The organism is Synechococcus sp. B60.1 (assembly GCF_047462555.1).
Taxonomy (GTDB): Bacteria; Cyanobacteriota; Cyanobacteriia; order Thermostichales; family Thermostichaceae; genus Thermostichus.
Genome location: NZ_JANSJN010000019.1, coordinates 11,664 through 15,233 on the forward strand (window position 1 = coordinate 11,664; position 3,570 = coordinate 15,233).

Consider the following 3,570-nt stretch of genomic DNA (forward strand, 5'->3'; position numbering starts at 1 on the left):
TGCCCACCACTCGGCCCGCGCTGCGTTGCATCTGTTGGCGGCAGAGCGCCTGAGCGGTTTGGGATCCCTGGGCAGCCTCTAAGCGCCCCCTGGTTGAGGCAGCCCGCTCTCTTCTCCTAACCCTGCAGCAGTTGCGTTAGAGTAAAGGCCCCCGCCGCGGGGGCCGTTCTTGTTCCCAGAAATCCAGAGTCAGTAGCCCACCCTCGTCGAGTGTACCTGCGTTTTCTGCACCTGTGGCACTTCCGCAACTACCGGGATCAGGGGATCCCCTTCGAGGCGCCCAAGACCATCCTGGTGGGGGAGAACGCCCAGGGCAAGACCAACCTTTTGGAGGCAGTGGAGCTCTTGGCCACCTTGCGCTCGCGGCGGGCCAGCCGGGATCGGGAGCTGGTGCAGCAGGGGGAAGAGAGGGCGCGGATTGCCGCCACCGTGGAACGGCTGGGGGTGGCCCACGAGCTGGCAATGGAGCTGCGCAGCCAGGGGGGGCGATCCCTGAGGGTTAACGGCCAGGTGCTACGGCGACAATCTGACTTTTTGGGGCAGGTGAGTGCCGTGGTGTTCTCCAGCCTGGATCTGGAGCTGGTGCGAGGGGGGCCAGAGGCGCGACGCCATTGGCTAGACGGGGTGTTAATCCAACTGGAGCCTGTTTATGCCGACTTGGTGGAGCAGTATCGCCAGATCCTCAAGCAGCGCAATGCCCTCTTGAAGCAGGATCCCAAGGATTCCATCCCGCCGACGCAAGGAGCCGCCAGCAACAAAGCTTCTCAGATGGCCTTCTGGGACGCACAACTGGCCACCAGCGGCAGTCGTATCGTGCGCCGTCGCGCCCGGCTGTTGCAGCGGCTAGAACCCCTGGCCGCCCGCTGGCACCAAACCATCAGCGGCGGACGGGAGACCCTCAGCCTCACCTATCGCCCCCAGGTGCCCCTGGCGGATCCCCAGGCCGATCCCGCGGCGGTTCAGGCCCAATTCTTGGCAGAGATCCGCGCCAAGGCTGCTGCCGAACAGGCTTTGGGCACTTCCCTGGTCGGCCCCCACCGGGACGAGGTGGAGCTGAGCCTCGACGGACGGCTGGCTCGTGCCTACGGATCCCAGGGGCAGCAGCGCACCTTGGTCTTGGCCCTCAAACTGGCGGAGCTGGAGCTGATTGAGCAGGTGAAGGGGGATCCGCCCTTGCTGCTGTTGGACGACGTGCTGGCGGAGCTGGATCTGCACCGCCAAAACCAGCTCTTAGGGGCCATTCAAGAGCGGGTGCAAACTTTGGTTACCACCACCCACCTAGGATCCTTTGACACCGCTTGGCTCAAGGGAGCGCAAATCCTTCACGTGCACCAGGGGCAGATCTCTCCCGCCCCTGCCTCACTCCCCTTGGCTTAAAGCAAGCCAATCCCCCAGCATACTCCCCTCTCCCTCTGGGAGAGGGGCCGGGGGTGAGGGCATCACTCCCTCTGGGAGAGGGGCCGGGGGTGAGGGCATCACTCCCTCTGGGAGAGGGGCCGGGGGTGGTCGCGTGAGCGGCGCGGAGCGCTTGGGCTCAGAGCCGCCCGCGATCCAGGCTGCGATACTGAATGGCCTCGGCGAGGTGGGTGGGGGCGATGGCCTCGGCGCCCTCCAGGTCGGCGATGGTGCGGGCCACCTTGAGGATGCGGTCGCTCCCCCGCGCAGACAGGCCCAACTTGTGGATGGCGCTCTCTAGGAGCTTACGGCAGGGATCCGACAGGGCACACCACTGCCGCAGGTGGCGGGGTTGCATTTGGGCGTTGCAGTGGATCCCAGGTTCGTCCTGGAAGCGCTGCCGTTGGCGTTGCCGCGCCCGTTCCACCCGCTGCCGCACCGCTTGGGAGGATTCGCCCCCCTGGAGGCGGACAATTTCTTCCGGCTTGAGGCGGTTGACCCGCACCTGCAAATCAATGCGATCGAGCAGCGGGCCGGAGAGCTTGGACCAGTAGCGCTCCCGCTGCTGCGGCGTACAGGTGCAGGGCTGAACGGGATCCCCGTAGAAGCCGCAGGAACAGGGGTTGGTGGAGGCCACCAGGGTGGTTTGGGCGGGAAACTCTAAAGAAACGCGGGCGCGGGAGATGGTAACCTTGCCGTCTTCCAAAGGCTGGCGCAGCACCTCCAGCACCTCACGGCGAAATTCCGTCAGTTCGTCCAAGTACAGGACACCGTGGTGAGCAAGGGAGATCTCACCAGGCTTGGGGTAGGGGCCACCACCCACCAGCGCCACCGCCGAGGCCGAATGGTGGGGAGCCCGAAAGGGTCGCTGCGTAATCAGGGGAGTCTGGCGTCCTAGGTGCAGGTTTTGCCGTAGCAGGCCCGCTGCTGAGTAGATGCGGGTGATCTCCAACATTTCCTCCCACTGCAGCCGGGGCAGGATGCCGGGCAGACGCCGCGCCAGCATGGTTTTGCCCGCTCCTGGGCTGCCCACCAGCAGCAGGTTGTGCCCGCCGGCCGCCGCAATCTCCAGAGCCCGCCGGGCGTGTTCCTGCCCCTTCACATCGGCCAAATCCAGTAAGGGTTCCGTTTCAGGGGGCAGCAGCTGCTCCGGCTGGATCCGCACTGGCTCAACTCCCTGGGGGTTTTGCAGCCAGCTCACCACCGCCGCCAAAGAGGGCAACCCATACACCTGGATCCCTTGCACCAGGGCTCCTTCCGGAGCATTCTCCTGGGGCACCACCAGGCGGCGGATCCCCATCTCGGCGGCACTGGCGGCAATGGGCAAAACACCCGCTACGGGGCGCAGGGTGCCATCCAGGGCCAATTCCCCCAGCATCAGGGTGTTGGCCAGCGCTTCCCGCTCAATTACCCCCGCGGCTGCCAGAATGCCGATGGCAATGGGCAGATCAAAGCTGGGGCCCTCTTTGCGCAGATCAGCGGGGGCCAAGTTGACGATGATCCGCCGCTGCGGCAGGGCAAAGCCGGAGTTCTTGATGGCCGCCCGTACCCGCTCTTTGGCCTCTTGAACGGCTGTGTCGGGCAGCCCCACCAGGGTAATCTGCGGCAAGCCACCGCCAACGTCCACCTCCACCGTGACCCGCACGGCCTTGAGTCCCAGTAGAGCAGCAGCAGTGACCTGGGCAAACAAAAGCGTCGCCTCCTCTGGAAAGCCTTTCCACCAATGATTGTCTCCCGACACCTATGCTGGAGGAAGTACATTGGCTTGTGCAGGCCTAGTCCTCAGCTGCTGCTGGGTTGGCTTAGCTGACAAGCCAAAGAGGGGATGCCCCCATCTCTAGGAGGCTGGTGCTGGTGGTCTTTCCTACGGCTGAACCCCCTTTTGAGCGTTTCGCCAGCTCTGGGCAAGAGGGTGCCCCAAGCTGGAATGATCTGGAGGAGCAGGTGCAGCAGTTTGCCCGGCGCTACCGGGGGCAAGTGGCCCAGCTCAGCCCACCAGAGCTGGGGAAGGCGCTGCAGATCTTGGCGCAGCTGACGCAAGCTCTGGCGGCCCACCTCGCCGGGGACAGGGAAGGGATCCCAGCTGACTCCGGCTGGACAGGGGCAGTCCCCAACTGGAGGGACCTGGAGCGGGCTATCTCCCTGCAGAGCCACTTGCTGTTTTTCCCTCTGGAG

Annotated in this window: 2 protein-coding genes and 1 pseudogene; 2 read left to right on the plus strand and 1 reads right to left on the minus strand. The window is 65.0% G+C overall.

The features are described 5' to 3' along the window. Positions 1–210: 210 nt before the first annotated feature. Positions 211–1,377, plus strand: a complete 1,167-nt coding sequence (gene recF, locus NW863_RS03690) for a DNA replication/repair protein RecF (RefSeq protein WP_414364499.1) — start codon at positions 211–213, stop codon at positions 1,375–1,377. Positions 1,378–1,534: 157 nt separating this feature from the next. Here the strand turns inward: recF and NW863_RS03695 are convergent, their stop codons facing one another. Then, the gene (locus tag NW863_RS03695) at positions 1,535–3,085 is read right to left on the minus strand and encodes a YifB family Mg chelatase-like AAA ATPase (RefSeq protein ID WP_414364520.1); all 1,551 of its coding nucleotides are present in this window, start codon (positions 3,083–3,085) and stop codon (positions 1,535–1,537) included. A gap of 158 nt (positions 3,086–3,243) precedes the next feature. Here NW863_RS03695 and NW863_RS03700 point away from each other — a divergent pair. Next, positions 3,244–3,570: pseudogene (locus tag NW863_RS03700) on the plus strand (peptidase M3); the annotation flags it as partial.